The organism is Halorubrum halodurans (assembly GCF_002252985.1).
Taxonomy (GTDB): domain Archaea; phylum Halobacteriota; class Halobacteria; order Halobacteriales; family Haloferacaceae; genus Halorubrum; species Halorubrum halodurans.
Genome location: NZ_NHPJ01000040.1, coordinates 1 through 22709 on the forward strand (window position 1 = coordinate 1; position 22709 = coordinate 22709).

Annotated in this window: 23 protein-coding genes; 15 read left to right on the forward strand and 8 right to left on the reverse strand. The window is 70.2% G+C overall.

Annotated features, from left to right (window positions below; all coding sequences use genetic code 11):
- Nucleotides 1–877 (reverse strand): transcription initiation factor IIB (locus DJ70_RS03555; RefSeq protein WP_094530210.1); only part of this gene is annotated, 877 nt, incomplete at its 3' end.
- A 98-nt stretch (nucleotides 878–975) separates the two neighbouring features.
- On the opposite strand from DJ70_RS03555, the gene DJ70_RS03560 reads away from it, so the two are divergent.
- Nucleotides 976–1614, forward strand: coding sequence for an IS6 family transposase (locus DJ70_RS03560; RefSeq protein ID WP_094530212.1), 639 nt, complete (start codon nucleotides 976–978; stop codon nucleotides 1612–1614).
- A gap of 55 nt (nucleotides 1615–1669) precedes the next feature.
- Here DJ70_RS03560 and DJ70_RS03565 read toward each other — a convergent pair whose 3' ends face one another.
- Nucleotides 1670–2260, reverse strand: a complete 591-nt coding sequence (locus tag DJ70_RS03565; RefSeq protein WP_094530214.1) for a hypothetical protein — start codon at nucleotides 2258–2260, stop codon at nucleotides 1670–1672.
- Nucleotides 2261–2399: 139 nt separating this feature from the next.
- Between DJ70_RS03565 and rnhA the strand changes: the two genes are divergently transcribed.
- Together rnhA and DJ70_RS03575 are read left to right on the forward strand one after the other, a co-directional pair.
- Nucleotides 2400–2996 (forward strand): ribonuclease HI, encoded by a 597-nt coding sequence (rnhA, locus tag DJ70_RS03570; protein ID WP_094530216.1) that lies wholly within the window; start codon nucleotides 2400–2402, stop codon nucleotides 2994–2996.
- Entirely contained in the window at nucleotides 2983–3666 is a 684-nt protein-coding gene (locus tag DJ70_RS03575; protein WP_094530218.1) for a DUF7108 domain-containing protein, read from the forward strand. Before rnhA ends, DJ70_RS03575 begins: the two co-directional genes overlap by 14 nt.
- A gap of 59 nt (nucleotides 3667–3725) precedes the next feature.
- On the opposite strand, the gene DJ70_RS03580 is transcribed toward DJ70_RS03575, so the two are convergent.
- Nucleotides 3726–4079, reverse strand: coding sequence for a PadR family transcriptional regulator (locus tag DJ70_RS03580; RefSeq protein WP_094530219.1), 354 nt, complete (start codon nucleotides 4077–4079; stop codon nucleotides 3726–3728).
- Nucleotides 4080–4519: 440 nt separating this feature from the next.
- Here DJ70_RS03580 and DJ70_RS03585 point away from each other — a divergent pair, with 440 nt between their 5' ends.
- The gene (locus DJ70_RS03585) at nucleotides 4520–5056 is read left to right on the forward strand and encodes an inorganic diphosphatase (protein WP_094530221.1); all 537 of its coding nucleotides are present in this window, start codon (nucleotides 4520–4522) and stop codon (nucleotides 5054–5056) included.
- A 312-nt stretch (nucleotides 5057–5368) separates the two neighbouring features.
- On the opposite strand, the gene DJ70_RS03590 is transcribed toward DJ70_RS03585, so the two are convergent.
- Nucleotides 5369–6181, reverse strand: a complete 813-nt coding sequence (locus DJ70_RS03590) for a helix-turn-helix transcriptional regulator (protein WP_094530223.1) — start codon at nucleotides 6179–6181, stop codon at nucleotides 5369–5371.
- 224 nt (nucleotides 6182–6405) lie between these two features.
- On the opposite strand from DJ70_RS03590, the gene DJ70_RS17705 reads away from it, so the two are divergent.
- On the forward strand, nucleotides 6406–6537 hold the full coding sequence (locus DJ70_RS17705) for a conotoxin (RefSeq protein WP_245810666.1): 132 nt from the start codon (nucleotides 6406–6408) through the stop codon (nucleotides 6535–6537).
- Between the two features lie 13 nt (nucleotides 6538–6550).
- On the opposite strand, the gene DJ70_RS03595 is transcribed toward DJ70_RS17705, so the two are convergent.
- Nucleotides 6551–8701, reverse strand: coding sequence for a caspase family protein (locus DJ70_RS03595; RefSeq protein ID WP_094530225.1), 2151 nt, complete (start codon nucleotides 8699–8701; stop codon nucleotides 6551–6553).
- Between the two features lie 198 nt (nucleotides 8702–8899).
- On the opposite strand from DJ70_RS03595, the gene DJ70_RS03600 reads away from it, so the two are divergent.
- From DJ70_RS03600 to DJ70_RS03610, 3 genes are all read left to right on the forward strand, one after another.
- On the forward strand, nucleotides 8900–9856 hold the full coding sequence (locus DJ70_RS03600) for a succinylglutamate desuccinylase/aspartoacylase family protein (RefSeq protein WP_094530227.1): 957 nt from the start codon (nucleotides 8900–8902) through the stop codon (nucleotides 9854–9856).
- Nucleotides 9856–11049 carry a threonine synthase gene (locus DJ70_RS03605; RefSeq protein ID WP_094530229.1) on the forward strand — a complete coding sequence of 398 codons (1194 nt, stop codon included), beginning with the start codon at nucleotides 9856–9858 and terminating at the stop codon, nucleotides 11047–11049. Before DJ70_RS03600 ends, DJ70_RS03605 begins: the two co-directional genes overlap by 1 nt.
- 93 nt (nucleotides 11050–11142) lie before the next feature.
- A complete protein-coding gene (locus DJ70_RS03610; RefSeq protein WP_094530231.1) occupies nucleotides 11143–12045 on the forward strand; it encodes a ketopantoate reductase family protein in 903 nt (300 codons plus the stop codon).
- Nucleotides 12046–12105: 60 nt separating this feature from the next.
- On the opposite strand, the gene DJ70_RS03615 is transcribed toward DJ70_RS03610, so the two are convergent.
- Nucleotides 12106–12327, reverse strand: coding sequence for a DUF7556 family protein (locus DJ70_RS03615; protein WP_094530233.1), 222 nt, complete (start codon nucleotides 12325–12327; stop codon nucleotides 12106–12108).
- A 268-nt stretch (nucleotides 12328–12595) separates the two neighbouring features.
- On the opposite strand from DJ70_RS03615, the gene DJ70_RS03620 reads away from it, so the two are divergent.
- From DJ70_RS03620 to DJ70_RS03635, 4 genes are all read left to right on the forward strand, one after another.
- Nucleotides 12596–13444 carry a CBS domain-containing protein gene (locus DJ70_RS03620; RefSeq protein ID WP_094530235.1) on the forward strand — a complete coding sequence of 283 codons (849 nt, stop codon included), beginning with the start codon at nucleotides 12596–12598 and terminating at the stop codon, nucleotides 13442–13444.
- A complete protein-coding gene (gene glyS, locus DJ70_RS03625) occupies nucleotides 13444–15282 on the forward strand; it encodes a glycine--tRNA ligase (protein ID WP_094530237.1) in 1839 nt (612 codons plus the stop codon). The genes DJ70_RS03620 and glyS overlap by 1 nt, the downstream gene beginning before the upstream one ends.
- A 2-nt stretch (nucleotides 15283–15284) precedes the next feature.
- Nucleotides 15285–15917, forward strand: coding sequence for a dolichol kinase (locus DJ70_RS03630; protein WP_094530239.1), 633 nt, complete (start codon nucleotides 15285–15287; stop codon nucleotides 15915–15917).
- Nucleotides 15918–15989: 72 nt separating this feature from the next.
- Nucleotides 15990–17408 (forward strand): amidohydrolase, encoded by a 1419-nt coding sequence (locus tag DJ70_RS03635; RefSeq protein ID WP_094530241.1) that lies wholly within the window; start codon nucleotides 15990–15992, stop codon nucleotides 17406–17408.
- Between the two features lie 57 nt (nucleotides 17409–17465).
- On the opposite strand, the gene DJ70_RS03640 is transcribed toward DJ70_RS03635, so the two are convergent.
- Both DJ70_RS03640 and DJ70_RS03645 read right to left on the reverse strand, forming a co-directional pair.
- The gene (locus DJ70_RS03640; protein ID WP_094530243.1) at nucleotides 17466–18704 is read right to left on the reverse strand and encodes a cation:proton antiporter; all 1239 of its coding nucleotides are present in this window, start codon (nucleotides 18702–18704) and stop codon (nucleotides 17466–17468) included.
- A gap of 88 nt (nucleotides 18705–18792) precedes the next feature.
- Nucleotides 18793–19272 carry a cation:proton antiporter regulatory subunit gene (locus tag DJ70_RS03645; RefSeq protein WP_094530245.1) on the reverse strand — a complete coding sequence of 160 codons (480 nt, stop codon included), beginning with the start codon at nucleotides 19270–19272 and terminating at the stop codon, nucleotides 18793–18795.
- Between the two features lie 173 nt (nucleotides 19273–19445).
- Here DJ70_RS03645 and DJ70_RS03650 point away from each other — a divergent pair, with 173 nt between their 5' ends.
- The 3 genes from DJ70_RS03650 (at nucleotide 19446) to DJ70_RS03660 (ending at nucleotide 22645) form a co-directional block, all read left to right on the forward strand.
- Nucleotides 19446–19742 (forward strand): DUF7562 family protein, encoded by a 297-nt coding sequence (locus DJ70_RS03650; protein WP_094530247.1) that lies wholly within the window; start codon nucleotides 19446–19448, stop codon nucleotides 19740–19742.
- Nucleotides 19743–19833: 91 nt separating this feature from the next.
- Complete coding sequence (locus DJ70_RS03655; protein WP_094530249.1) at nucleotides 19834–21132, forward strand: ribonuclease catalytic domain-containing protein; 1299 nt, start codon at nucleotides 19834–19836, stop codon at nucleotides 21130–21132.
- A gap of 142 nt (nucleotides 21133–21274) precedes the next feature.
- Nucleotides 21275–22645, forward strand: a complete 1371-nt coding sequence (locus DJ70_RS03660) for a hypothetical protein (protein ID WP_094530251.1) — start codon at nucleotides 21275–21277, stop codon at nucleotides 22643–22645.
- Nucleotides 22646–22709 lie beyond the last annotated feature (64 nt).

The following is a 22709-nucleotide window of genomic DNA, read 5'->3' on the forward strand; positions in this document are numbered from 1 at the left end:
CGTAGATGGCGGCGGCGGCGTAGCCGGTCGGCGACTTCCCGGACAACAGGCCCTGCTCGGCGGTGGTCTCGATGATCTCGTTGGCCTTCGACTGGACCTCCTCGCTGAGACCGAGCTCGGAGGAGAACCGCGGGACGTACTTCTGGGGGTCGACGGGCCGCATCTCCAGGCCGAGCTCCTGGGAGATGTAGCGGTACGTTCGGCCGATCTCCTTGCGGTCGACCCGCGAGACGTCGGAGATCTCCTCGAGCGAGCGGGGAATGCCCTCCTTGCGGCAGGCGGCGTACAGCGCGGCGGTGGAGACGCCCTCGATCGAGCGGCCGCGGATGAGGTCCTCGTTGAGCGCGCGGCGGTAGATGACCGAGGCGACCTCCCGGACCGATCGCGGCACGCCGAGCGCGCTCGCCATCCGGTCGATCTCCGAGAGCGCGAACTGGAGGTTGCGCTCGCCCGCGTCCTTCGTCCGGATGCGCTCCTGCCACTTGCGCAGCCGGTGCATCTGCGAGCGCTTCTTCGAGGAGATCGAGCGCCCGTACGCGTCCTTGTCCTTCCAGTCGATCGTCGTCGTCAGCCCCTTGTCGTGCATCGTCTTCGTCGTCGGCGCGCCGACGCGGGACTTCGACTGCCGCTCGGAGTGGTTGAACGCCCGCCACTCCGGACCGGGATCGATCTGTTCCTCCTCGATGATGATCCCGGTCTCCTCGTGTATCAGTTCGCCGTCGGCCGTCCGGGTCAGCTCCGCCGGATCGAGGTCCTCGGGGTCCAGTTCGGCGGGATCCACCTCCTCGACGTCCACCTCGTCGGTCTCGGATCCCTCCACGTCCTCGTCCCGCACGCGCTGCCGGTCGTGATCCCGTTGCCGGGTGGGCCGTGTCATCGCATTTATATACTACGTCGACCGACTGACTTAAAAGTTCGTGAGCGATCGGGGGTCGCGTTAAGTTAGAGAATGAGGCGGACGATTTCTGAGTGTCTATGCCAGAATTCGACCGCCTCAGCGAAGGTATCGCGTGGATCGACTTGTCGTTTGTGGAGCGAGATCGAACGCCGCGCTGGGCGATTGAAGTAGGGATCCGCTGTCACTTGGCCGGAATGTCACTGCGTGAGGTAAGTAAGCATCTCGAAAGGTTTGGGATCGATCGAAGTCATGTCGCTATCCATCACTGGGTTCATAAAGCCGATCTACAGCCGATCTCGACCGTCTCAGAGGATCAGATCGCGGTTGACGAAAAGATGATCCGCCTCCACGGCCAGAAGTTCTGGCTGTACGGCGCGGTTGATCCACAAACGAACGAGATTCTCCACGTGAGCCTCTATCCAACAACAAATAAACAGACGACGCGATGGTTTCTGACCGAGCTCCACCGGCGCTATCAGCTGAACAACGTCGAATTTCTCGTCGATGACGCAGACTATCTCGGCTCAGTCCTCGCTGAAGACGGCTATCGATTTCAAGTCATTCGACATGGAAATCGGAATGCCATTGAACGTGTCTTTTGGGAAATAGAACGACGAACATCATCGTTTGCAAATAGTTTCAGCAATGTCGCGCTCAAGACAGCTCAAAATTGGCTCGAAGCCGTCGCCGTCTACCACAATTCACGCCAAACTTAACGCGACCCGATCGGGGATCGCGGCCGACGAGCGTTGGAGACGTCGGACGAGCGCGTCAGCCGCGACGGGCCATCCACTCGTCGACCGCCCGCGGGAAGAGGAGGGTTCCCACTCCGCCGACGACCATCGACCACAGGAGTCCGAGGACGACCGCGCCCGTTCCCCCCGTGACGGCGCTGCCGCCGTGGACCGCCACGAGAAGGGTGGCGTTGAAGCAGACGAGCCTGAGGAGGACGAGCGTCGGGAACAGTCGCGCCCACCCCGGAGCGTCCGTGAGGGGCGGGGCGATCCGCCCGTTCCTGACGAGGGTGCCGACGACGACCATCGTCGTCAGCCCGACGAGCCACGTCTCGAAGAGGGCGACGGATGCCCGGCCCCGCGCGACCGAGAGGTACAGCATCACCGGAAGCGTGAGGATCCCGACCTCGCCGGCGATCCGGCCGAGATCGGTCAGGAGGGCCCCGATCCGGTCCTTCTCCGTCCCGGAACGACCGCCGACGGCCAGGAACTCGCGGCGATACGTGGACGTGGCCGCGCTCGTCTCCCGCCCCGGCGGACCCCGCCGCGGGCTGTGTCCCCCGCCCCGGTGTGCCCGCGTCCTGTTCGGCAGGCCGTCGTCCCGGTCCGGCCGCGTCGAGTCGCTCACCGTGTTCGGCCTGTCGGAGGACGGTGTTAAACCTTCTCTCGGAGGCGGCCCCGATCGGGGCGGCGACGGACCGGCGTCGTGGAGCCCCACCCGACCGGGACGGACAGCCATATCCGCGCCGGACGCCGACCGCCGACACATGCCGACGATCGACTGCGATCCGGCCGAGGCGCGAGCACGCCTGAAGGACGCCGGCGTCCGGATCGACGCCGGGAACACCGACCACGAGCGGTGGCGCGCCGAGCGGGACGGGGCGGTCGCGGTCGCCTACGACGACAAGGTGGTCGTCCAGGGGAGCGACCCCGCTCGATTGACCAATCTCCTCTCGGCGGGCGGCGGCCGCGCGCACGTCTACTTCGACGGCGCCTCCAGGGGAAACCCCGGCCCCGGCGCCGTCGGCTGGTGTCTCGTCACCGCCGACGGCGTCGTCGCCGAGGGGGGAGAGCGGATCGGCCGCGTCACCAACAACCGGGCGGAGTACGCCGCGCTGATCCGCGCGCTGGAGGCGGCCGACGAGTACGGCTTCGACGAGATCGACGTCCGGGGCGACTCCGAGCTGATCGTGAAGCAGGTGCGCGGCGAGTGGGACGCGAACGACCCGGAGCTGCGCGAGCGGCGGGTCCGGGCCCGCGAGCTGCTGGACCGGTTCGACCGGTGGTCGCTCGCACACGTTCCGCGGGAGATAAACGCACGCGCCGACGATCTGGCGAACGAGGCACTCGATGACGCGAACTGACGACGAGCCACCGGAGTGGGCGAGAGAACGGGCACGGGAGCTGATGGCGGCCGACGACGCGGACGGGAATGACCCCGACGGCGACCGCCCCGACCCGAACGAGGACGGAGCCGACCGGATCCCGGACGTCCCGGTCGAGGTCGTCGACGAGGCCGAACGGCTCACTCGTCTCGCGCGGGAGGCGACCGACTCCGCGGCCGCGGCGGGGTACCGCGACCGCCGGGACGCGCTGGTGGCCGACCACGGGTACACGCCGCGGCTCCGCGAGGAGGACGACACGCTCGTGTTGTACCCCGAGGAGTGGATGGCGTCGGGGACGGTGCAGTTGGACCGGATCGAGGACACCGACCGGGCGGTGGAGGTCTCCCTTTCGGGCCCCGGCGACCCCGACCGCTACCGCGAGGTCGCCGCCTACAACGACGCGGTCGTCGACGCGGTCGCCGAGCGGGCCGACGCGGTCCACGCCGAGACGGCGGAGAGCCTCGCGGCGTTCATGAGCAACCACTACGTGCGCGCGATCGACGACGCGACTCCGGAGATGCGCGCGGAGTTCCGCGAGGAGTTCTTCCCGCGGAACGGCTGGCCGACCGACGAACAGCGGGCGGCCCTCGAGGAGTCGCTCGAGACGATCGAGCGCGTCGCGGCCGACCTCGACGAGCCCGCACCGTAGCCGCGGCTCGTCGGGGCGAAGACGACGGAGCGACCCGACTCACGCTCCGGGCGGGGTTCTCACTTCTCGATGAGCGCCCGCACCTCGGCCGCGCGGCCCTCGTCGGTGACGAACCGGTCGAGCACCCACTCGAGTTGGCCGAGAACGATGTCGTGGCCGGCGTCGGTGAGCGCGTACTGGTTCGTGCGCTTGTCGAGTTCGCTCTTCTCGATGAACCCGTCGTCGACGAGGTCGTCGAGGTTGGGGTAGAGCCGGCCGTGGTTCACTTCCGAGCCGTAGTACGCCTCGAGTTCGCGTTTGACCGCGAGCCCGTACATCGGCTCCTCGGCGAGGATCGTCAGGATGTTCTGTTGGAACGCGGTCAAGTCGTGTGCCGTGGTCGCTGCCTCGGAAACGGATCGTGCCTCTGACATGCCTGAGAGAATGGTTCCCTGACTTATAACCTTTCTCAACGTTCATAGGATTTACGCGCTTTCAGCGCCCGAGATCCTCCGAAACGGACGCGTCAGCCGACCTGAGCCCCGTTTGCGCGGCATCCGGCGTCGCGGTTGAACACCCCGATCCGTCGGCGTCGTCCGGGCTGACACGGCCGTCGTTCGACGATATCGGCGTTTCGGTGACGGATCCACAACCGTGGATCGGCCGGGGATCGGAACCGATCCGCCCACGTTCCTCTCGAGGCCATCTCTCGTGCGTGTCGGGGGAGTCGTGAGCGAATCTCAGGGGAACACCGACCGGTCAGAACGTCGATCGGCCGGACAGCGCCCGGCCGGAACGCCGGTCGAGACCGTCGCGATCGAGGGCGACCCCGTCCCGAAAGGATTTTCCACGCGTTCGTCGCAGTGTTCGACACATGGTGAACCTCTGGGAGGATCTCGAGACGGGACCGGACGCCCCCGACGAGATCTACGCGGTCGTGGAGTGTCTCAAGGGCGAACGCAACAAGTACGAGTACGACAAGGACGTTCCGGGCGTCGTCCTCGACCGGGTGCTCCACTCGAACGTCCACTACCCGTACGACTACGGCTTCATCCCGCAGTCGTACTACGACGACGAGGACCCCTTCGACGTGATGGTGCTCGTCGAGGACCAGACGTTCCCCGGCTGCGTGATCGAGGCCCGTCCCGTCGCGCTGATGCGGATGGACGACGACGGGGAGCAGGACGACAAGGTGATCGCGGTGCCGACCGAGGACCCGCGGTTCGACCACATCGAGGACCTCGAGGACGTCCCCCAGCAGATCCGCGACGAGATAGACGAGTTCTTCTCGACGTACAAGAACCTGGAGGAGGGCAAGGAGGTCGAGACGCAGGGATGGGCGGACGCCGCGGCGGCGAAGGACGCCGTCGAGCACGCCCAGGACCTCTACGACGAGGAGTTCGGGGGCTGAGGCGTCGGGCCCCGAGGGGCGGGACGCGGACCCGAGGTCGGGTCCGGACGGCCCGGACGGACCGTCTCGAGGGATAACCGACACGTATGACCCGCCGACGGCCGATGTGTTATGCGCATGGGTAATTTTTAGAGGACGGAGCCGGTAGTGTGCGGTAGAACCATGACGGCCACCACCTCGTCGTTCGGCATGGACCACCCGACGGTCGTGCCGGTCAACTTCGACCCGGAGCGGCGCGACGATCGCGAGTCGGGCGCCACCGAAGCGGACCGGTAGGCCCCCGTCGCGGACGGGCCGCGGGGCCGCCGCCGATCACTCCCGGCTCGCCGACGGCTCCTGGACCACCGCCGAGAGCGGCGCCGCCGTCTCCGAGAGCGCCTCGAACCGCTCGTCGGCCCACCGAACGACCGTCCGGTCCGTGGACTCGAACACGCAGCGCGGGTTGTTGTGCCCGTCGTAGGAGACCACGCAGGCGACGTCGTCGTACCGGAAGAGTCCGTACTCGATGGGGTCGGGCGAGACGTACACCGTCGCGCCCTCGTCGGAGAGGGCGCGGTCCGTCGCCGGCCCGAACTCCGTGATCGACGTCTCCAACACCTCGCGGTCGATGATCAACTCGATCTCCGCGCCCGCGTCGAGCGCGGCCGCGGCCGCCTCGTTGTACTGGGTCGTGACGATCGGCGAGACGGCCCGGACGTCCGACCCGCGGATCGTGCGGATCAGTTCCACCAACCGGTCAAGCGCGGCCAGCGGGTCGCGGTCGGTCGCCGCGGTGAGCTCTCCCGTCTCGAGCCCCTCGGCGGGGAACTCCGCGCCCGCCCGTTCCAGGCCGGCGGCGAACCGGCCGAACCGGTCCGCGCGATCGATCTCCGAGAGCAGGTTCTCGTAGGCGTCGTGGACGCGCTCGCCCGTCGGCGTCACGTGGTAGGCGCCGTCGCGTTTGACCACCCACCGGCGCTCGCGGAACCCCGCCAGGATCCGCTGGACGGTGGTTCGTGTCGCGTCGACCGCGTCGGTCAGAGAGGCCGGACGCCGCGGTTTCCGGTCGAGCGCCCGCAGGATCGCGACTCGTACCGTCGACCCGGCGAGATACTGCGCGTCGTCGTGTCCGCTGTCGGACGCCATCGTCTGTCACGGGCGTACGGTCACCCGCGACATAACCGTGTCGTCGAAGCGAACGACGCCGTCAGACGTCGACCCGACCGTCCGTCGCGCGGGATCGGCGTCCGCCGCCCGTGACTCCGGAGCAACCCCGACCAATTTGTTTCAGATGTTATAACGTTCAAACATCCAGAACGTGCCACTTCGTATAAGACTAGAACTTAATCTCACGCGCGTTTTGGTGTAATATGCCCGAAAGTGTTGCGGCATACCTGGCAGAGCACCCGAAGATGACCGGCGTCCTGTTCACCGCCCTGCTGCTGTTGACGCAGGCGGCCCCCGCCTCGGCGAACGTGGCACAGGCCACGCCCGGCCCGTAAGGATCGAGACGGTTCAAAGCGGCAGCAGCTCGTCGCTCCAGTAGAGCTCACCGTCGTAAAACACGGGGACCGTTTCGAGCTGAAGCAGATCGGTCAGTCGCTCGGAACTGATCTCCCGTATTCTCGCGTCGGTTGGAACGGCATAGTTCTCCGAGACGTCCTCGATCGTGGGACTGTACATCGTTCCCACCCCGTACGGCCCGTTCGGATACGCCGACATCGTGAAGTCCAATGCCGAGCCGTCCGGCTCGATGTCGATGACGGCCGCGATCCCGCTCCGGCTCTGGCAGATCGTGGTCGCGCCGTCGCCGACGACGATGTACTGGTGGCCGGTGAGCAGTTCCCGCTTCGCGACGTGGAGCGCGGTTCGGAGGTTGAACCCGCTGTTCATCAGCCGGGCGACGATCCGACCGAGCTTCGTCGCCGGCGAGTTCGCGACGTCGCTGAGCGTGACGATCCCCCCGCGGCTCCCGCGGTGGATCAGCGCCTCGCCCTGCTCGTAGGACTGACACGCGTTGAGGAGGAACGCGCTGACGTCGACTCGGAGGTCCTCCTGCGTGAGATCGAGGTAGTCGTCGGTACACTGCATGCCCCGGTCGTCGACGTGGCCGACGTAGTGGAGGAAGTCGACGTCGGAGGCGAGCACCTCGCGCATCTCCGCGCGGGTGAGGTCGTGACGCACCTCGATGTCGAACTGGACCATGTCACGGAGGCCGTAGAGGTCCGAGACCTTCCCCTCCTCGCGCATCTGCTCGTCGTTACAGACGACAAGCACCGAGATCCGGGACTGTTCGACGGTCCCGGTCTCCAGCCGCCGGCGGTAGGCGTCGAGCGTGGCCTTGTTGGCGTCGAGGGGGACCCCGTCGCCGACCCAGGCGTGCTCGACCGTCTCGACCGGCTCGGGCCGAACGAAGTCGGCAGAGCCGAGCGCGCCCCCGGCCTCGCTCGGGGCGTCGGTTCCGCGGGGGTCCGCGCCGCGAGGATCGGAGACGCCGGGGGCGTCCGCGGCTCCGGCGGCCCCCCCGTCAACGCCCGTCCCGCCGCGGACGAGCGTCCCCGGTTCCGGCTCCGGCGCGCGGAGGAACCCGATCCCGCCGCCGGGGCCGGACTCCGCCGGGGTGACCGTCTCCGGCGACCGGACGATGGAGAGCTCCCCGGCCACGAACGGGAGCGCCTCGACGTTGTCCGGGTCGGGGCGGACGTCGGTCGTGAGGGTCCACTGCGGGAGCTCCGGCTCGACCCGGTCGAACGGGACCTCGAGGTACGTCCCGAGCCGCTCGGCGATCGGGGCCTCGTACAGCGACGCCCAGTCGAGGTCGACCGCCGTCGTCTCCCGTTCGTGGAGCTCGACGGGATAGAACCCCTCGGTCCGGGCGATACAGTCGAAGTGGAACGACTGCCGGAGCACCTCCGCGGCCCGCCGTTCCACGTCCGGCTCGAGCGAGTGCTCCCAGCCGTCGCCCTCGATGCGGGCGACCGAGCCGGGGACGACCTCGGCCCCGAAGTAGTACGCGAGCGGGACGACGGGATACAGCGCCCGATAGGTCGGAGGGACGACGATCCGCACGCCGGTTTCCGGCCGTTCGATCCGCGTCGGGACCGTGAACTCGTCGCCCGGTTCGACGAGCGGCGGGTGCCCGCGCAGCGTCGGGAAGGAGCGCTCCGGGCTCGTCGTCTGGAGCGCCGACCCCAGGTACGAGACCGCCTCCATCAGCGGCTCGGGGTCGGTCGGGGTCGTGATCGTGCCCGCCGGCCGCTGGTGGAGCGACCGGAACCCGAGCGTCACCTCCGTCGCCCCCGACAGCTCGATCCGGGTGGTTCGGTCCGTCGTCGTGACGGTGAAGCCGGACCGGAAGTACAGGTACAGCTTCGTCGGCGCGGGGTCGATCCCGAGATGGTACCGTCCGGCGGGCATCGAGAGGTCGTCACCGCGGGCGAGAAGGGTTCCGTCGCTGGACCGGGTCTCGACCACCGCGATCCGCGGGATCTCGATCGACTCGGTCTCGACCGTCACGCTGGCGTCGACCGGGAAGTAGTGGTCCTCGACCGCTGACGGCCGTGGATCGACCCGCCGATCGGTGTAGAGTTCGAACTGCGTGTTCTCGATGTGGTCCGTGACCGTGAGACCGGGCGCGTCACACAGCGGGTCGATGTCGATGCTCATCTGCGGGTGGCCGCCGTCCGGCGTCGAGGCGGCGCTGGCTACCGGCAGTTCGACGGAAGCGGGTGTAAACCTTGTGTCGCGTTCTCCCGCGGGTCCGGGGCGGCCGGTCGCGCGGCGGATCGTCCGCCGCCGGGCGTCGGCGGGCGGAAACCGCCGCCGACCGAACGGATAAAGGGGTCGCCGACCCACGTTCGCGTAATGATCACGCTGGGTACGGCGCGAGCGTCCCCTGGCGAGACGGACACCGGCCGTCTCGAGGTGGGCGAGACGCGGGACGGGAGTCCGGTCCGGCTGCCCGTCGCCGTCATCAACGGATCGGCGGAGGGGAAGACCCTGTACGTACAGGCGGTCAGCGACGGCGACGAGCTCAACGGGTTGGGCGTGGTGAACCGGTTCGTTCCCCGCGTCGATCCGGCGGAGCTGTCGGGAACGATCCTCGTCGTCGGGATCGTCAACTACTTCGCGTTTCAGGTGGCCGAACACCGGAACCCGATCGACGACCGGAAGATGAACCGCGGCTACCCCGGCGACGCGGACGGCACGACGAGCGAGCGGATCGCCCACGCGACCTTCGAGGAGGCGAAACGCGCCGACCTGATCGTCGACCTCCACCAGGGGTCGACGAGCCGCATGATAAACGAGACCCGGGTCCGCTGCGGGATCAGACACCACCTCCACGGGGACTGTCTCGAGCTGGCGAAGGTGTTCGGCTGCGGCCACGTCCTCGACATCAAGGGCCCCGACGGACAGCTCGCGCGGGCCGGCCCCGACCAGGGGATCCCGACCATCGACCCCGAGCTCGGCGGCTGCGTCGGGTGGGACGAGGAGTCGATCCGCTACGGCGTCGAGGGCGTGTTCAACGTGCTCCGTCACTACGGCTTTCTCGAGGAGAGCACGGCGCTCGAGTCGCAGGTCCGCGCTCGCGGGTTCGACCAGTACGGCTCGCCGGCGGGGGGCCTCGTCCGGTTCGAGGCCGACCTCGGCGACCGGGTGTCGGCTGGCGAGACGCTCTTCGAGGTGACCGACACGTTCGGCGAGCGGAAGGGGCGCGTGACGGCCGACGCCGACGGGGTGTTCTGGCGGACGCGACGGCTTCCCCAGGTCGCCGCCGGCGAGTACGTCTGCTCCGTCGGCACCAACGTCGACCAGTACTGATGGCGGACGCGACCGCTCCGGGCGACGTCCCCCGCCGGCTCGCGTGCCCCGACTGCGGGGCGACGTTCGCCGACCGGTGGCGCTGTACCTGCGGGGCCCCGCTCGAGTTCGCGGACCCGCCGGTCCCGGCGGGCGGGCCGCCGGATCCGGCGACGGTCGACGCGCGGTCCGGCCTCTGGGCCTTCGAGGAGTTCCTCGCGGTCGGCGACTCCCCGGCCGACCGCGTGACGCTCGGGGAGGGCGCGACGCCGCTCGTCGGCGCCGACGGGACCGGCGGCGGCGCGTCCCAGGACTGGAACGCGGAGTTCAAGCTCGAGTACGTCTTCCCGACCGGCTCGTTCAAGGACCGCGGCGCGACCACGACGCTCACGCGCGCCCGCGAGCTCGGCGTCGACCGCGTCGTCGAGGACTCCTCGGGCAACGCCGGCGCCGCCGTCGCGACGTACGCCGCCCGCGCGGGGATCGACGCCGAGGTGTACGTCCCCGCGGACGTGAAGGAGTCGAAGCTCCGGGCGATCCGGCGGGCCGGCGCGACGCCGGTCAGGGTGGAGGGCTCCAGAGGGGACGTGACCGACGCGTGCGTCGCCGCGCTCGATCCGGACGGGGACCGCTCCGACGACGGACGGGGAGGAGACGGCGCTCCCGCCTGGTACGCGAGCCACGCCTGGAACCCGGCCTTCTTCGAGGGAACGGCCACCGTCGCCTACGAGATCGCCCGCCAGCGCGACTGGGACGCGCCCGACGCGCTCGTGACGCCGCTCGGCCACGGCACCCTCTTTCTCGGCGCGTATCGCGGGTTCCGCCGGCTCCGCGAGGCCGGCTGGATCGACGAGGTGCCGCGGCTCTACGGCGCGCAGGCGGCCGGAACCGCGCCGATCGTCCGGGCGCTTCACGGCCCCGAGGCGGCGGCTCCCGACGGGGACCGTAACGAGGCGGCGGACGGGATCCGGATCGCCGAGCCGGTTCGTCGGGAGGAGGTCCTCGAGGCGATCCGCGGGACCGGCGGCGACGCGGTCGCGGTCACGGGGACGGCCGGCCGGCGGGAGCTCGACCGGCTCCACGCCGCGGGTTTTTATACCGAGCCGACGTGTGCGGTCGCGCCGGCCGCCCTGCGCGAACTCCGTGCCGCCGGGGAGATCGGGGACGACGAGGACGTCGTCGTGCCGCTGACCGGGAGCGGACTGAAGACCTGAGGGGCCGGGAGCGTCGCTCCCCGCGAGCGGGGGCCCGGATCGGGTCACGCCGCCACCGACACCCATTTTCGCCGAGGGCCCGTTCGACCCCGCATGGAGGTCCTCGTCTACGGGGCCGGCGCGCTCGGAAGCCTCGTCGGCGGGCTGTTGGCGCGCGCCCACGACGTGACGCTCGTCGGGCGGGATCCGCACATGCGGCGGGTCCGTGAGTGCGGGCTGCGGATCGAGGGTGCGGTCGAGGCGCACGTCCGGCCGCGGGCGCTGACGGACGGCCGCGGGCGATCGGCCGACCTCGCGCTCGTGACCACCAAGGCGTACGACACCGACGCGGCGGCGCGGGCGCTCGCCGCGGGAGAGTACGGCGCGGTCTGCTCGCTCCAGAACGGACTCACCGAGGAGCGGCTCGTCGCGGCGCTCGAGTGTCCCGTCTTCGCGGGGACAGCGAGCTACGGCGCGCGCCTCCTCGAGCCCGGCCGGGTGCGGTGTACCGGCGTCGGCGAGGTCGCCGTCGGGTCCCTCGCCGGCGGGGAGAGCGCGCTCGCCGATCGGGCGGTGCGGGCGTTTCGCGCCGCCGGGATCGAGGCGGTCGCCGCCGCGGACATGCCCCGGCGGCGATACGAGAAGCTCGCGGTCAACGCCGGGATCAACGGTCCCTCCGCGCTGGCGCGAGTCACGAACGGAGAGACGGTCGAGGGGCCGGCGGGGGGGACCGCCCGCGAGGCGGCACGCGAGGTCGCCCGCGTCGCCCGCGCCGAGGGGACGGATCTGACGGAGTCCGCGGCGGTCGAGGCGCTCGAGAGCGTCGCCCGCGACACGGCCGCGAACCGCTCGTCGATGGGTGAGGACGTCGCGGCCGGCCGGCGCACCGAGGTCGACGCGATCTACGGGAGCGTCCTCGAACGCGCCGACGAGCGGGGAGTCCCGGCGTCGACGTGTCGGACGCTGGCGTCGCTGATCCGGGCGTGGGAGGCGGGCCGGGGGCTCCGGACCGGGTGAGCGGAAACGGGGAGAAGAACACGGAACGGGAAGCCGGGAGCGGGGCGGATCCTCCCGGCGTCAACACCACTCCTCGAGGACGGTCGCGCTCCGCTCGTCGACGGAGAGCCACGCGTTCTCGCGGGAGACGTCGGCGATCACGAGTTCCGGTCGCGACGAGGAGGAGTCGATGGACGCCATCACGTCGGCCGAGGCGGGGGCCGTCGCCTCCGCGTCCGTCGGCAGCGCGGTCCGCCGGCGGTCGGGGTCCGGGTCGTCCCAGGGAGTGGAACTCCGTGACATGATTGTGATTAGTTCACAGACAGTCAAAAGGGTTGCGAACCGGGAACCGAGATCCGTCGAGGGGCGCGGCCGCTCGTTCCGGGATCGACGGCGATCGCCCGGATACGCCGTCGATCCGACGGACCTCGGGTACGATCTCGGGGACGCGGGGCGTCGGCGGGACCGCCGCGTCGACCGCGCCACGTCGGCCGAACGGCGCGTCTCGTCGGCGTTCCGTCTGCGGCCGCCCTTCGGGGGATACAAGAGGAGCGACGCTGAAAGACGGGGCATGAACGTAGCAGACGCCATGACGCCGCGGGCCGACCTCGTCGTCGTCGAGATCCCCGGCAGCCGGAACGACGTGTTGGAGTACCTCCAGGAGTACGGCTTCTCCTCGGTCCCCGTCGTCAAGGACGTCGACGGCGAGGAGGTGTACCGCGGGCTCGTCTCCCGCGACGACCTCATCGACCAGCCGGACGAGGACCAGCTCGCGCTGTTGATGCGCGAGGTGCCGGCGACGAGCGCGGACGCGACCCTCGAGGAGGCGGCGGAGACGATGGTGGCGGAGCGCTCCCGCCGGCTCCCGGTCGTCGACGGCGACGAGCTGGTCGGGATACTGACCGTCACCGACGTGGTGCGGTCGATCGCGCGCGGCGAGGTCGCCGGCGACCGCGCGGTGGGCGAGCTCGCCACCCGCGAGGTCAACGCCACCCACGTGGAGACGCCGCTTCCGGTCGCGGAACGCGAGATCGGCCTCGCCGGCGTCCCGTACGCGGTCGTCCTCGACGACGACGCCGACATGGCGGGGATCCTCACCGAGGTCGACGTGCTGGAGGTCGCGCGCGTCGTCGAGGGCGAGGCGAGCACGGGCGACTCGATCGCCGAGCAGGACTCCGAGTGGTCCTGGGAGGGGATCAAGGCGACCGGCGCGCGCTACCTCCCGACCCGCAACGTCGAGATCCCGGCCGGCGCGACCCGTCACTTCATGACCGACGACCTCGTCACGGTGGCCGGCACGCGGACCGCACGCGAGGTGGCGAAGGAGCTGATCTCCAACGACATCGAGCAGGTCCCGCTCGTGAACGGGACGGAGCTGTCCGGGGTCGTCCGGGACATCGATCTCCTGGAGGGTATCTGATGGCCGGCGCGGACCTCGTCGAGCTCGCGAAGCGACGCGGGTTCTTCTTCGGCGCGAACGGCGCGTACGGCGGGACCGCCGGCTTCTACACGTTCGGCCCGCAGGGCGCGGCGCTCAAGCGCAACCTCGAGGACGCCTGGCGCGACCGGTTCACGCTCCAGGAGGGGAACCGCGAGATCGAGGCCCCGACCGTGATGCCCGAGGCCGTCTTCGAGGCGTCGGGCCACCTCGAGGGGTTCGACGACATGCTCGTCGAGTGCGGCGAGTGCGGCGAGTCCCACCGGGCGGACCACCTCGTCGAGGACGCCGCCGACATCGAGGACGCCGAGGCGCTGCCGGGCGAGGCGGTCGAGGACCTGATCCGCGACCACGACGTCGCCTGTCCCTCCTGCGGCTCGCCGCTCGCGGGCCGGGACGTCGAGGACTTCAACCTCATGTTCGCGACCTCGATCGGGCCGGGCGACGGCCAGCCCGGCTACCTCCGCCCGGAGACCGCCCAGGGGATCTTCGTCGAGTTCCCCCGGCTGAAGGAGTACGCCCGCGGCAACCTCCCGTTCGGGATCACCCAGATCGGCCCCGCCTACCGCAACGAGATCTCCCCGCGGGGCGGCCTCCTCCGGCTCCGGGAGTTCACGCAGGCGGAGCTCGAACAGTTCATCGACCCCGAGGCCGACGAGCCGCCGCTCGACCGGGTCGCGGACGTCGCGGTCCGGCTCTACCCCGCGACCGAGCAGGCGGACGACGAGGGCGAGTACCTCGACACCACGGTCGGCGAGGCGGTCGAGGCGGGGATCATCGGGTCGCCGTGGGTCGGCTACTACCTCGGGGTCGCCCAGGAGTGGTACGAACGGGTCGGCGTCGACATGGACCGGTTCCGCTTCCGCCAACACCTCGCCGGCGAGCGCGCCCACTACGCCGCCGACTGCTGGGACGCCGAGAGCGAGGTCGACGGCGACTGGATCGAGATCGCCGGCTTCGCCTACCGCGGCGACTACGACCTCTCGAAACACGACGCGTACGGCGACGACGCCTTCACCGTCTTCAAGCGGTACGACGAGCCGCGGACCGTCGAGCGCGCGACCGTCGACCCCGACATGTCCGTGCTCGGCCCCGAGTTCGGCGGCGACGCCGCGGCGGTCGCGGAGGCGCTGGAGACGCTCGCCGGCCGCGACCCCGACGCCTTCGAGGCGGACGCCGTGACCGTCGAGATCGACGGCGATGGTGGGGACGGCGGCGACGGTGACGAGGACGGCGACGACGGGACCCGCGAGGTCGAGGTCGACGCGGACGTGGCGAACTTCTCGGTCGAGGAGGTCACGGAGAACGGCGAGCACGTCACGCCGCACGTCGTCGAGCCCTCCTTCGGCGTCGGCCGGACCGTCCAGACGCTCTTGGCCCACGCCTACGAGACCGACGAGGTCGACGGCGAGGAGCGGACGTACCTCGCTTTGGCCCCCGAGATCGCCCCGCGGGACGCGGCCGTCTTCCCGCTCGTGACGAACGACGACCGACTCACCGACCTCGCGGATCGGGTCGCGGCCGACCTCCGGGCGGCGGGGCTGGCGGTCGCGTACGACGACTCCGGCTCGATCGGGCGGCGGTACCGGAGACAGGACGAGGTCGGCACCCCGTTCTGCGTGACCGTCGACCGCGACGGGATCGAGGGCGACGGCCCCGACACCGTCACCGTCCGCGAGCGCGACTCGGCGGCGCAGGTCCGGGTCCCGGTCGCGGACCTGGCCGACGAGCTGGCGGCGCTCCGGGCCGGCGGGGCGTTCGCCGAGCTGCTCGACCGGTACGACGCCGTCGAGACGGCCGTGGAGACGACAGAGAACTGACCGTGGCGCTCCCGGCGGCAGCGTGGCGCGAGCGCGTGGAGTTCGAGCGGCGACTGGTCCACGCGAGCGGCACCCTCTATCCGGTCCCGTACCTGCTGGGCTGGATCACGTGGATGGAGACCGCAGCGCTGCTCGTCGCCAGCGTCGTCGTCGTCGCGGTCCTGGAGTTCCTCCGGCTCGTGATCGGGCTCGACCACGCGGTGTACCGCGCGCTGACCCGCGAGTATGAGGCGGACGCGGTCGCCGGCTACGCGCTGTACCAGGTCAGCACCGCCGCGGTCGCGCTCGTCGCGACCACGCCGCTCGCGACGCCGACGCTCGCGGTCCCGACGATGTGGATGCTCTCCGTCGGCGACCCCGTGAGCGGCGCGATCGGCGAGAACGGGCCGGAGGAGGCGAAACGTCCCCTCGTGTGGGGCGTGATGTTCGTCGTCTCCCTCGCGGTGACGCTCCCGTTCACGGTGCCCGCGTTCGGCCCGACGGTCGGCGTCGTGGTCGCGGTCGCCGGCGCGGTGCCCGCCACGGTCGCCGACGGCATCCCGCCGATCGTCTCCGGGGTCGTCCTCGACGACAACCTCACGATCCCGCCGGCCGCGCTCGCCGGGATGGCGGTCGCCGCGGCGGCCCTGGGCTGACGGCGCCGATCCGCTCCCGCCGTCCGCGGGGATAGGTTCAATGGCTCCGCCCGCCTTGGGCGAGCCACCACGATGAGCGCGAAGACGGTGTACGAGACGGTCGAATCGGAGCGGGAACTGCTGTACGACCTCGCCGAGCGGCTCTGGGAGACGCCCGAGCTGGGCCTCCACGAACACGAGTCGGCGGAGGCGCTCGCGACGACGCTGCGCGAGGAGGGGTTCGAGGTCGACATGGGCGTCGCCGGGATGCCGACCGCGTTCGTCGCGACCTACGGCGAGGGCGACCCGACGATCGGCATCCTGGGCGAGTACGACGCGCTCCCCGGCCTCTCACAGGAGGTGAAAGCCGAGCGCTCGCCGATAGAGCGGGGCGGACCGGGCCACGGCTGCGGCCACAACCTCTTCGGGACCGCGACGCTCGGGGCCGCGGTCGCCGTGAAGCGGGCGATCGCGGACGGCGACCTCGCCGGGACGATCCGCTACTACGGCTGTCCCGCCGAGGAGACGCTGGTCGGGAAGACGTACATGGCCCGCGCGGGCGTCTTCGACGACCTCGACGCCGCGTTGACCTGGCACCCCGGCGACCTGAACACGCCGCGGGTGGGCAGCTCGAACGCGCTCAACTCGCTCCTCTTCGAGTTCGAGGGCGAGGCCGCCCACGCCGGCGGCTCGCCGGACTCCGGCCGGAGCGCGCTCGACGCGGTCGAGCTCACCAACGTCGGCGTCGAGTTCATGCGCGAGCATATCTCCGACGACGCCCGGCTCCACTACTCGATCCCGGACGGCGGCGACGCTCCGAACGTCGTGCCCGCCGAGGCGTCGGTGTGGTACTTCGTGCGCGCGCCGAGCCGCGAGGAGGTCGAGCGCAACACCGACTGGCTGCGCGACATCGCGCAGGGCGCGGCGACGATGACGCGGACGACGGTCGAAGAGCGGTTCCTCTCCGGCTGTCACGACTACCTCGCGAACGGTCCCGTCACCGAGGTCATCTGGGAGAACATGGAGGCCGTGGGACCGATCGAGTACGACGACGTCGACCGCGAGTTCGCCCGCGAGTTGCTCGAGACGGTCTCCGAGAGCAACCGCGAGTCGCGGCTCGAGGACCTCCCCGAGGAGCTCCGCGAGACGGTCGAGCCGCACGCGCTGTATCCGGACCCGGTCCCGCCGTTCAACGAGGACGAGGTCTCCGGCGGGTCGACCGAGGTCGGCGACGTGAGCTACATCGCGCCCACCGGGCAGTTCAACGCGGCGACCTGGCCGGTCGGCGCGCCGGGCCACTCCTGGCAGGTCGTCGCCGCCAACGGCGACTTCGGGAGGAAGGGGATGCTCTTCGCCGCGAAGGTGCTCGCCGGGGCGGCCCACGACCTCATGACCGACCCGGAGACGCTGGCGGCCGCGCGGGAGGCGTTCGAGGCGGCGACCGGCGGCGAGCCGTACGAGACGCCGCTGCCGCCGGAGGCCGAGCCGCCGTTCGACATGACGGCCGAGTGAGGATCGAGTGGGACGCGATCGCGACCCGACCGGGGATCGAACGAGTCGGTCCCCCGATCACTCGTCGGGATCCGCGTTCCGCTCGGTCGACGGCCCTCCGAACCACGAGACGGCCGCCCGCTCGAACGGCTCGGAGTGGCCCATCAGCGTGGTTCCGAGGATCGCCATCACGAGGACGTAGCCGACGGCGAAGGCGTTGATCGTCGCGGCCACCGCCGGGTCGAACGTCCCGGCCGTGGCCCCGCTGACGGCGATCGTCGCGATGATGAGCGAGAACTCGCCGCGGGTGGTCATCCCGAGCCCGACCCGCGTCGATCGGCGGACGTCGAGGTCGAACGCGCGCCCGGCGAAGTACCCCGTGACGAGCTTCGTCGGCGCCGTCACGACCACCGCGAGCGCGACGAGGGCGGCGACGCCGCCGAACAGCGCCGGGTCGGTGACGAGCCCGATCCAGAAGAAGAACACGGCGGCGAAGGTGTCGCGGACGGGCTCCAACAGCGACTCCACCTCGTGGACGTGGTCGGTCGCGGAGAAGGCCATCCCGATGAAGAAGGCGGCGACCGCCTCGCTGACGCCGAGCGCGAGCGCGGCGCCGGCGATCAGCACGACGGCCCCGATCGTCCGCAGCGCGACGAACTCCTTGTTGTCGGTCGCCACCAGGCGGTCGAACGCCGGCGTCCCGAACCTGACGAGTCCGAGGAGCGCGAGGATGAACGCGATCGCGATCCCCACGTCCGCCGCCGCCGCCGCGACGTCGCCGCCGCCGAGCACCAGCGCGGACGCGACCGCGAGGTAGACGGCGATGAAGAGGTCCTCGTAGACGAGCGTGCCGAGCAGCGGCTCGGCCTCGTCGTTGGCGATCCAGCCGAGGTCGATGAGCGATTTCGTGATCACCGCCGACGAGGAGATGTAGACGATCCCCGCGAGCAGGAACGCCGGCAGCAACGTGCCGAAGACGAGCCAGCCGAGGACGAGCCCGACGCCGAAGTTCGCGAGGTCGATCGTGCCCGCCGTGCCGATCTCCGAGCGTCGGGCGAGCAGGCGGTCGAGGTTGAACTCCAGGCCGAGAAAGAAGAGGAGGAAGACGATCCCGAGCTCCGCGCCGAGCGCGATGAACTCCGTCTCCGGGACGTGGACGGTCCCGACCGTCGGAAGGGAGAGTCGGCCGAGGACGTGCTCGCCGAGCGCCATCCCGACGAGGATGTAGAAGGGGATCACCGACTGCCCGAGCCGGTTCGCGACCGCGCCGGCGACCGCGATCGCGGCGAACATGACGCCGACGTCCAGCAGGGCCACTACCGGACACCTCCGCCGGCGTGGACGCGCCGGTCGCCGAGACGTGTGCGACGGTCGCCGAGACGTGTGCGACGGTCGGTCCCGTCCGTCATTCCGTCAGGAGCTCCTCGAAGGCCTCGCAGTTCTCGCGGGTGCCGACCCCGATCACCGTGTCGCCCTCGCGGAGGACCGTGCCGGCGTCGGGGCTGTCGATGACCTCGTCGCCGCGCTGGATGGCGACCACCGCGAGCCCGGTCCGGTTGCCGATGTCGGCGCTCTCGAGCGTCTCGCCGACGAGCGGGGAGGCCGGCGGGAGCTCGTACCACTCGAGCAGCACCCCGCCCGGCAGGGTGGTCTCCTGGGTCGCCGGCTCGAGCGGCTGGAAGTGTGCCCCCTCGATGATCGACCCGATCGTGCGGGCCAGGTCGTCGCCGAACTCGAAGGTCTTCTCGCTGTCCGCGCTCGGCTCCGGACGGTAGAACAGCTCCCGTTTGCCCGTGTTGTGGATGACGACGATCATCTCGCCGTCGTCGAGTTCGATCTCGAACTTCTTTCCGACGCCGGGCAGGTCGGATTCGGTGATCGTCATACGGGGCGTACGACCGCCCTCGGTATTAGTCCTGTACACTGCGTTCGCTGCCGGCGTCGGAGCTTCCGGCGGACCCGTCGGGGGCCGCCGGCTCGCCCGCCGACCGGGGACCGTCGGACGGACGTCTGCCGGCGGCACCAAACGCTAAGTGGACCGGGTTCGAGGGGAGACGTATGTGGCGCTCCCCGAGGAGCCGGGACCGGCGGACCGTGGTCTGTATCGCGTGCGGGGAGTCGGTGCTGCGCGAGGACGCGCGCGAGTACGACAAGGAGGGGAACCGCTGGGACCGGCGGGACAAGGAGTTCGAGTACCTCTGTGTCGACTGCGACGACGATCTCTGTCACCAGCCGCGTGACGGGTTGGAGTCGCTCGTGCTCTCCATCGAGTCCGACGGCCTCTCACAGGAGGAGTTCCTCGACCGCTACACGGACGCGGTCGCCGACTCCGCGAAACGGCACGACGACGGCTAACGCCGGGCGCGAAGCGGTCCGACTGGTGCGACCCGGATCACGGCCGATCCGCCCCGACAGGCCTTTCTAACGGACCCGCGTTGGTCCGCGTATGTCAGACGACGAGCCGAAACAGGGCTCCGCCGAGGACCAGGGTCCCGTGACGGTCACCGAGGCGTTGGCCGAGCGGCTGGCCGAGAAGCGGGCGGAGCTGTTCGAGGAGTTCGGGATCCGCGACGAGTTCCCGCCGGACGTCCTCCGGGAGGCGGAGGCCCGAACCGAGGGCGTCCGCGAGGAGATCGAAGCGGAGATCGACGAGCGCCGGGACCTCCGCGATCTCACCACCTGGACGACCGACCCGGTCGACGCCCAGGACTTCGACGACGCCATCTCGATCGAGCGCGAGGCGGACGCCTACCGGCTGTGGGTCCACATCGCCGACGTGACCCACTACGTCACGCCCGACACCGCGATGTGGGAGGAGGCGGTCGAGCGCGCGAACACGGTCTACCTGCCGGACTACACGATCCACATGCTGCCGCCGGTGCTGGCCGAGACCGTCTGTTCGCTCGTCCCCAACGAGGACCGGCTGGCGCACACGGTGGAGATGGAGATCGACGACGAGACGCTCTCCTTCGAGGACGTCGAGATCTACAAGTCCGTGATCAACTCGGACGAGCGGCTCACCTACAACGAGTGTGAGAACCGGCTCGAGGACCCCTCCCTCCCGCTCGGCGAGGAGAACGAGCTCGCCTACGAGCTGGCCGACCGCATGCACGAACAGCGCAAGGAGGACGGCTCGCTCGTCCTCAACCCGAGCCGGGACCGCGCACACACCATCATCGAGGAGTCGATGCTGAAGGCGAACAAGGCGGTGACGCACACGCTGATGTGGGACCGCGGCGTCGAGGCGATGTACCGCGTCCACCCGCAGCCGACCCCCGACCAGTGGAGCGAGGCGCTCAAAGAGATCCAGGAGCTCGACGGCGTCTCGATCCCCGGCTCGGCGTGGGGCGACGACCCCCGCAAGGCGGTCAACGCCGCCCTCGAGGAGTCGCCCGACCGCCAGCTCAACAAGATCCAGCGGGCCGTGCTGAAGGTGATGCCGCGGGCGAAGTACATGAACGACCCGTTCGGCGGCCATCACGCGCTCAACTTCGACATCTACGGCCACTTCACCTCGCCCATCCGCCGGCTCTCGGACATGATCAACCACTGGATCGTCCACGAGAACGACGTGCCCGAGACCCTGATCGAGCTGTGTGACCGCGCCAGCGACAAACAGAAGGACGGCGAGACGGCCGAGCGGCTCTACAAGCAGTTCCTCCAGGAGCAGGGGCTCGACCCCTACGCCGTGAACAACCGCGGCCTGGAGGTCGTCGAGGCGGAGGAGGCGAAGCACACGGTCTGACGGCCGCGCCTCGGGCTCGACGAGACGACGGCGGCGAGCGTTCCGACGCCGGGGTCCGTTCGGCGCACGAACCGGGAGCCGTCGGTGGGTCTCAGCGGTCGTGGCCACAAGTTTGAAGCCGGAGCTAAAGGTCAACGAGACTATGGCTGACGGGGACGCGGAGCCGGCACAGAAGTCACACTGGGAACGGTGGACGGGCGACGGCGGCCCCTTCTATCGCGCGTGTGCGGTGTGGCCGTTCGATCCGGTCGGCGAGCCCGCTCCGGACGCGGAAGGGCGTGACCGGCCGGCAGTACGGTTCACCACGGGGATCACACGGCTGCTGCTTCGTCACCTCCCGACGGTAGTGCTGGTCTCGATGGCGCTGTACTTCGGCATCAACCTCGCTCGGGCCGTCGCGACCGGCGACCTCCGGCTCGCGCTTCCACGGGTGACGCTCCGCGGCGGCGCGGTTCTCGTGGGCGGGCTGGGCGTCGGGTCGTTGTGGGCGTATCTCGTCTATCGGCTGTTGGCGTCCGTCGTACGCGGCTCCGGGCTGTACCGGAGCCTGCTCTTCCTCGCGACGGCGGTGCCGCTGGTCGCCGGGACCGTCCACGCGGTCTACGGGGCGGTGACGGCGACCGGACGCGCCGCTGACCCGGCCCTGACCGTCCAAGCGGGGTACTTCCTGTTCGTCCTGGTCGCCGGACATCTCGTCTATGACGGACTGGCTCTGAAGGCCGAGAACCTCTTCGCTCGGTTGAGAGACAGCACCATCGTCTCGCAGCCGGCCTACGACGAGTTCTACGCCGAGCTCGCCGCGACGGTAGGCGACACGCTCGCCGTCGGCCCGATATCGATGCCGCGGTCGGCGGCGTTCGCGCTCGTCGTCGCCCTGGGTCCGCTGGCGTTGCCGGTCATCGTGAGCCCGTGGGCCGGGTGGGGAGAGGTCGCGTACGTCGTCTACTCCGTCGTGACCCTGTTCGTCATCGCGATGCTCTACGACGTGTTCCTCCTGGTGTACGAGTTCACCGACCTCCTCCGGCGGGACGTCCTCACGTATCAGCCGTTCCATCCGGACGACCACGGCGGGTTCCGTGACCTCGGCCGGTTCGCGACCCGCGTCAACGTGATCCTGGTGGTCGCCGGCGGCTACGTCGCCTATCGGTTCTACGCCGAGGGGCTGCTCAACGTTCCGTCCGGCGGCCTCGAGCCGACGCTCCTCGGCCTCACGTGGGTCGTGTTGTACGTCGCCCCCGTCGCGGCTTACGCGTTGCTGGCGTTGTTCTGGCTGTATCACTCCTTCTGGCGACTCCACCGGAAGATGGAGGAGGGACGACAGAAGCGGATCGAGGAGCTACAGCGGGCCACGGACGGCGAGGACCGGCGGCCGCGGCGGGACTTCTCCGATCTGGACGTGGCGGCTCCGGCGTGGGAGTCCCTCAGGGACGCGCCGACGTGGCCCATCAAACGGCAGGGCCTGTTCGGGATCCTGGTGATGGACGCCGTCCCGGTCGTGATCACGTTCGTGTGACGCGCATCGGTGCTCGGCGGCCGTCGGTCCGCGGGCGGATCGCTCGTGGACCCGCCGTCGCGCC

Bases quoted from the DNA above. Each gene is read 5' to 3' on its own strand.
- DJ70_RS03560 (WP_094530212.1), top strand. From the start codon at position 976: ATGCCAGAATTCGACCGCCTCAGCGAAGGTATCGCGTGGATCGACTTG.
- rnhA (WP_094530216.1), top strand. From the start codon at position 2,400: ATGCCGACGATCGACTGCGATCCGGCCGAGGCGCGAGCACGCCTGAAG.
- DJ70_RS03575 (WP_094530218.1), top strand. From the start codon at position 2,983: ATGACGCGAACTGACGACGAGCCACCGGAGTGGGCGAGAGAACGGGCA.
- DJ70_RS03580 (WP_094530219.1), bottom strand. From the start codon at position 4,079: ATGTCAGAGGCACGATCCGTTTCCGAGGCAGCGACCACGGCACACGAC.
- DJ70_RS03585 (WP_094530221.1), top strand. From the start codon at position 4,520: ATGGTGAACCTCTGGGAGGATCTCGAGACGGGACCGGACGCCCCCGAC.
- DJ70_RS03590 (WP_094530223.1), bottom strand. From the start codon at position 6,181: ATGGCGTCCGACAGCGGACACGACGACGCGCAGTATCTCGCCGGGTCG.
- DJ70_RS17705 (WP_245810666.1), top strand. From the start codon at position 6,406: ATGCCCGAAAGTGTTGCGGCATACCTGGCAGAGCACCCGAAGATGACC.
- DJ70_RS03595 (WP_094530225.1), bottom strand. From the start codon at position 8,701: ATGAGCATCGACATCGACCCGCTGTGTGACGCGCCCGGTCTCACGGTC.
- DJ70_RS03600 (WP_094530227.1), top strand. From the start codon at position 8,900: ATGATCACGCTGGGTACGGCGCGAGCGTCCCCTGGCGAGACGGACACC.
- DJ70_RS03605 (WP_094530229.1), top strand. From the start codon at position 9,856: ATGGCGGACGCGACCGCTCCGGGCGACGTCCCCCGCCGGCTCGCGTGC.
- DJ70_RS03610 (WP_094530231.1), top strand. From the start codon at position 11,143: ATGGAGGTCCTCGTCTACGGGGCCGGCGCGCTCGGAAGCCTCGTCGGC.
- DJ70_RS03615 (WP_094530233.1), bottom strand. From the start codon at position 12,327: ATGTCACGGAGTTCCACTCCCTGGGACGACCCGGACCCCGACCGCCGG.
- DJ70_RS03620 (WP_094530235.1), top strand. From the start codon at position 12,596: ATGAACGTAGCAGACGCCATGACGCCGCGGGCCGACCTCGTCGTCGTC.
- glyS (WP_094530237.1), top strand. From the start codon at position 13,444: ATGGCCGGCGCGGACCTCGTCGAGCTCGCGAAGCGACGCGGGTTCTTC.
- DJ70_RS03635 (WP_094530241.1), top strand. From the start codon at position 15,990: ATGAGCGCGAAGACGGTGTACGAGACGGTCGAATCGGAGCGGGAACTG.
- DJ70_RS03645 (WP_094530245.1), bottom strand. From the start codon at position 19,272: ATGACGATCACCGAATCCGACCTGCCCGGCGTCGGAAAGAAGTTCGAG.
- DJ70_RS03650 (WP_094530247.1), top strand. From the start codon at position 19,446: ATGTGGCGCTCCCCGAGGAGCCGGGACCGGCGGACCGTGGTCTGTATC.
- DJ70_RS03655 (WP_094530249.1), top strand. From the start codon at position 19,834: ATGTCAGACGACGAGCCGAAACAGGGCTCCGCCGAGGACCAGGGTCCC.
- DJ70_RS03660 (WP_094530251.1), top strand. From the start codon at position 21,275: ATGGCTGACGGGGACGCGGAGCCGGCACAGAAGTCACACTGGGAACGG.